Source organism: Bacteroidales bacterium, from assembly GCA_031275285.1.
Lineage (GTDB): Bacteria > Bacteroidota > Bacteroidia > Bacteroidales > UBA4181 > JAIRLS01.
In genome coordinates this window covers 1-4,181 of the sequence record JAISOY010000018.1, presented here as the reverse complement: position 1 = coordinate 4,181, position 4,181 = coordinate 1, and the positions used below count along the sequence as shown (strand labels likewise).

At 41.1% G+C, this 4,181-nt stretch carries 6 protein-coding genes; 2 read left to right on the top strand and 4 right to left on the bottom strand.

The annotated features are described in order from the left end of the window. Positions 1-620: phenylacetate--CoA ligase (locus tag LBQ60_01865; protein ID MDR2036651.1), on the bottom strand; the 620-nt coding region annotated here is incomplete at its 3' end. A 409-nt stretch (positions 621-1,029) separates the two neighbouring features. On the opposite strand from LBQ60_01865, the gene LBQ60_01860 reads away from it, so the two are divergent. After that, positions 1,030-1,668 (top strand): nitroreductase family protein, encoded by a 639-nt coding sequence (locus LBQ60_01860; protein ID MDR2036650.1) that lies wholly within the window; start codon positions 1,030-1,032, stop codon positions 1,666-1,668. 22 nt (positions 1,669-1,690) lie between these two features. Here LBQ60_01860 and LBQ60_01855 read toward each other — a convergent pair whose 3' ends face one another. The 3 genes from LBQ60_01855 to LBQ60_01845 all read right to left on the bottom strand — a co-directional run bounded on the left by LBQ60_01855 (position 1,691) and on the right by LBQ60_01845 (position 3,917). Next, positions 1,691-2,125 (bottom strand): RHS domain-containing protein, encoded by a 435-nt coding sequence (locus LBQ60_01855; GenBank protein MDR2036649.1) that lies wholly within the window; start codon positions 2,123-2,125, stop codon positions 1,691-1,693. Between the two features lie 76 nt (positions 2,126-2,201). Then, complete coding sequence (locus LBQ60_01850) at positions 2,202-2,666, bottom strand: hypothetical protein (GenBank protein MDR2036648.1); 465 nt, start codon at positions 2,664-2,666, stop codon at positions 2,202-2,204. 15 nt (positions 2,667-2,681) lie between these two features. Then, positions 2,682-3,917: an RHS repeat-associated core domain-containing protein gene (locus tag LBQ60_01845; GenBank protein ID MDR2036647.1), complete on the bottom strand. Its 1,236-nt coding sequence runs from the start codon at positions 3,915-3,917 to the stop codon at positions 2,682-2,684. Between LBQ60_01845 and LBQ60_01840 the strand changes: the two genes are divergently transcribed. Next, positions 3,849-4,007 (top strand): hypothetical protein, encoded by a 159-nt coding sequence (locus LBQ60_01840; protein ID MDR2036646.1) that lies wholly within the window; start codon positions 3,849-3,851, stop codon positions 4,005-4,007. The genes LBQ60_01845 and LBQ60_01840 overlap by 69 nt on opposite strands. Positions 4,008-4,181 lie beyond the last annotated feature (174 nt).

Below are 4,181 nucleotides of genomic sequence, written 5' to 3'. Positions count from 1 at the left end.
TTCAAGCGGGTATCCCGGTGCGGGTCAAGTCCCAGTTCCGTAAAAACATCCATTAATCTCATGGCATAACTGGGGATGGCATGAACGATAGTCGTGCCGAAATCCTGCATGAACTTGATCTGCCGTCTGCTGTTTCCGGCTGCAGCCGGAACGGTAAGGCACCCCAGTCTTTCAGCCCCGTACTGGAATCCCAGGCCTCCCGTGAACATGCCGTATCCGCTTGTATTCTGGAAGACATCGGTATCGCGTACCCCCACGGAATACAGACAACGTGCTACCAGATTGGCCCACGAATCCAGATCATGTTTCGAATGAAAAATGACGGTAGGATTTCCTGTCGTCCCGCTTGACGAATGCAACCGGACGGAATCGCGCAAAGGAAGGCTCACCAACCCATACGGATAATTATTCCGGAGGTTTTCCTTTGTCGTGAAAGGAATTTTACGAATGTCGTCGATATGTTTGAAGCTATCTGCAGAAAGACCGTTTTCAGCAAATACTTTTTTATAATAAGGCGATTGAACTGCATAGTTAAACGTCGTCTTCAGACGCTCCAGCTGTAACTTATCCAGGTCGCCCCGCGACATCACTTCAAGGTCTTCTTCCCAATACCGGTTCATTTTATGCATAAATAGATTAAAAAGATGTGCAAGATACGCAATTTTATGATTGGTGAAATATCCTGTTGCCCATTTTTGTTTCATTACTTTTACAGATAGTCTTATCATTCAGATATACCCGACATTCTGAAAAACCGGCCTTATAAGTATATTTACGCTATCACACGCGTTACAACCGCGCAAAGCGGTTTCATCGAAGGTAAACGCGCGCGATCAAGGTAATTGGATATAATTACAAAGTATGCCGGGCAGGGGAAATAAAATACCTTAATTTCCGCAATAAACAACTATCTTTACGACATGAAGCACTCAGTGCAATTGATTGTCTTCTTAAGTCACATTGGTCAAATGGATTACACTCAGCAAATATGATATTATATTACTTAATCAACACTTAAACTAAAGAATCATGCAGGTAAAAGATGTAAAAAACAATGGAAATGCGGTGATGAAACAGCGTTGCTCGATCCGTGTATACGATCCTTCGGTGAAGATCAGCCGCGAAGAGATAGAAAAAATACTACAGGATGCGATGACAGCACCTTCTTCGCTCAATTTGCAGCCGTGGCGATTTGTAGTGGTGAATACCCCGGAGGGAAAAGAACTGCTCAAGCCTTTTATGAGCTTCAACCAACAGCAACTCGAAACCTGCTCGGCCATGATCGCAGTTTTCGGAGACCTGCAATTTATGTCGAATGCCGAAAAGATATATTCGGCAGCGGTAGAAAAAGGGTTAATGACTCCGGAACACAGCCAGATGATGCTGGGCGTTATCAACGGAGCCAAACAAAATATACCCGCCGAGGCAATAAAAGACGGGATACTTGCCGATTGTGGATTGGTGATCATGCAACTGATGCTGGCTGCGAAGGCCTACGGATATGATACCAATCCGATAGGCGGTTATGACAAAGGCGCCGTTACCAAGGCGTTAGGGATGGATACATCACGTTATATTCCCGTACTACTGGTATCAATCGGCAAAGCTGCAGAAGAAAAACACGATTCTATCCGCTTTTCGGTAAATGAAGTAACACAATGGAAATAATATTTACAGCATGCGTTACAACTTAGGCGATAGCCGATCTCAACGAAGTTAAACGCGCGCGAGCTGGTTCGGTAAACACCAACGGATTATTCAGACAATAGCTATACCGGTTAAAGTTCGGTGAATACTCCGGTGCCTGTACATAAGGGTCGGGACTTAAAAACCTTCCGAGTACAGGATGGTACACCCTACCAGGGGTTATTCCGCTATACGCTCCATGCTCTCCCTTCGGTCGGGTCATATTAATTAGTCCGAACTCAGGTAAGTGTTCATGGCTGGTATAGCCGCGATGGAAGGTAAAAGTATTATTTTCGGACAATGTTTGCAGCCCCCAGGCATCATAACTGGCCTGAAAGACCGGATTGCCGTTGTTGTCCGTCAGTTTGACAATGCTCCCCAGATGGTCGGTATGCGCATAGTAGGTTTTATCCTGCTCGCCTGCTTGTTTCACATACACCGCTGCCAATAAAATTCTATATAATCAAAGAACTATTGTTTTTTGTAACGCTATTTCAGGACGAGACACTTAATTACTAAATTTTAGAATATGTAAAAGTCACTGGTTGAATATCTATTCTTTTCCCATTAATAAACATATCATTAATTTCAATAATTACGTGATGGTTAGCACCGATGGATCTGCTATATTCAAATGATACCGGAACAAAAAAATCTACAGGATTTTTTCCATGTATGTATAATGGAAAATCAGTATTATTAATAATACCTTTTACTTTTGTTTTTTTTCCGATCATTTCACAATTTATGGTATTAATCACTATCTCTGAATCTCCCTCATTTATTATCTTAAATCGGATGAGATTATTCCATTTTAGTGAATGTTGTTCTTTTTCAAGATAATATATGTCTAATTCTATTTGTATGGTTATTCCACTATTTAAATAGTTATACTTTGTTGAACCATCCAAATTATAAAATTTGGGAGAACATGAACAGAACAAAAAAGACAACAGTAATATTATTACTACATTTTTCATTTTTTTAAAATTAATTTAAAAAAAACGATTGTAACGAATTTCATTTCCATAAAAAAAGTACTTTAATCTATCAAAAGTGTATTTTCTTGTTACATTTTCTAATGTGCCTCTTTGGTGGTAAACAGCCATAGGATCCATCCAACTAATAAGTGCACCAATATATTGAGATGCAATTCGTGAGTAAAATCCAAATACTCCTAACTCATTTATTTGTCCTACATGATAACCCTCATGGTGTCTGATCTCCCTTATTTGATCAAAACTATATTTACCTCTACTCTCAAGCCCAACAGCATTATTGCCAACAGTAATAGCCCTTAAGAGAAGACCAGTACGATGAATTTGCCCAAAATCTTCAATTTCACAATAAATATCAGGGTCTGGTATAAATGTTGGACCCATTGTCCCAATTCGTAATAATGCGCCACTTCCTCCGCTTATAGCGCCACCAACCATTCCTTGAATCATTGCATTGGGATCATTGTCAACCACTCCTCTGACTGTACCGGAAAAAGCTCCAACATAGGCCCCTTTTGCCATAGAAACTCCTATTTCTGCACCTGCATTTTTAAGCCATCCTCCTTTTACTCCTTTAAAGGTAGGCATACTGGCACTTAAAAATGAACCTGCAATACTTCCAGCAGCGCTCCCCCAAGTAATACTATTTCCATATATAGCATTAGTTATAAGAGAGCTGGAAGTCTGACTTAGCATGCCATAAGCAAATGAATTACCGAATTGACCGAAGCCCCCCACAGCGCCTACTCCTGAGAACGCTCCGCCAATGGCACCACCAATAGTGCCAAATCCAACTGATTTCCAGAAATCGCTTTTATCCCAGTTCCCGGATATTCCAGCAGATATTGAATATGTTGCCCCACTTACTACTGCACCTATTGCCGCGCCAACAAGCATTGATTTCCCTATCCCAATTAATGCAGGAATAAGCCAAAATATCTCCCCGCTCGGATCGGTATACATCAACGGATTATTCAGACAATAGCTATACCGGTTAAAGTTCTGCGAATACTCCGGTGCCTGTACATAAGGATCGGGACTCAGGAACCTTCCGAGCACAGGATGGTACATCCTACCGTTCATATTAATTAGTCCGAACTCAGGTAAGTGTTCATGGCCGGTATAACCACGATGGAAAGAAAAAGTATTACTTTCGGATAACGTTTGCAGGCCCCAGGCATCATAACTTGCCTGGAAGACCGGATTGCCGTTGTTGTCCGTCAGTTTGACTATGCTCCCCAGATGGTCGGTATGGGCATAATACGTCCGATCCGGCTTGCCAGCCTGTTTCACATACACCGCTGCCAGACTATTGTCTCCTGAAATATAATATAGATGCCGCGTTACCCCATTTTATATTTTTACTTATTATCAATAAGAATACTTCTATAAATTAAAATCAAGCAATATTATTGAGCATTTTGTTCGTAAAAATGCGGATTTTCAAACAAAACAATAGGATTATTCAATACAAATTACAAATCTGCATCGGAAGAG